The sequence below is a fragment of the Halorubrum sp. SP3 genome, assembly GCF_005435195.1.
Taxonomy (GTDB): Archaea; Halobacteriota; Halobacteria; order Halobacteriales; family Haloferacaceae; genus Halorubrum; species Halorubrum sodomense.
The window spans coordinates 1-438 of sequence record NZ_SGTU01000390.1 but is presented as its reverse complement, the minus strand read 5'-3'; the positions used below and the strand labels follow the sequence as shown (position 1 = coordinate 438).

1 protein-coding gene is annotated in these 438 nt (G+C 56.4%); it reads right to left on the bottom strand.

Annotated elements, in window-relative coordinates; genetic code table 11:
* Positions 1-108 precede the first annotated feature (108 nt).
* The gene (locus EXE42_RS18990) at positions 109-282 is read right to left on the bottom strand and encodes a hypothetical protein (RefSeq protein ID WP_158293438.1); all 174 of its coding nucleotides are present in this window, start codon (positions 280-282) and stop codon (positions 109-111) included.
* Positions 283-438 lie beyond the last annotated feature (156 nt).

Here is a 438-nt window from a genome sequence, read left to right as displayed (position 1 = left end):
ATGAGGTTGTGTTCTACGAAAAACTCGCGCTTCGTCCGATACGAGACGCGAAGCCGACCCACATCTGCTGGATCAATTGACTGACTGGACACACAAACTCACGCTCGATTAGCCGTCGGGAAGGTCTTCAAGGAGAACGCCCTTGATGCCGTAGCCGTTCTCCTCCGCAGCATCCACGATGTCTTGGATGTCGTCAGGGGGATCGTGATCGAAGGTTGCCCCGTCAGCAAGCGATGCTACTTCCTCGGGATCCGCGCCGCCATGAAAGTAGTGAAGTCCCATTGTTAGGAAGTCTTCTGCTCGATCTTCTCGGATTCGGTGAGTAGTTCGTCGTCGGAGGCAGCGAAGTTGGGGTCCGTCCCGTCGGTGTCTGCTGTCTCGATGTCATCGCCCTCGGCTTCAAGTTCGAGGACGATGTTGTCCGCGTCTACGTCGTCC

What these genes read in the sequence shown, in the direction of transcription:
- EXE42_RS18990 (WP_158293438.1), bottom strand. Translation starts at nt 282, where the DNA reads ATGGGACTTCACTACTTTCATGGCGGCGCGGATCCCGAGGAAGTAGCA.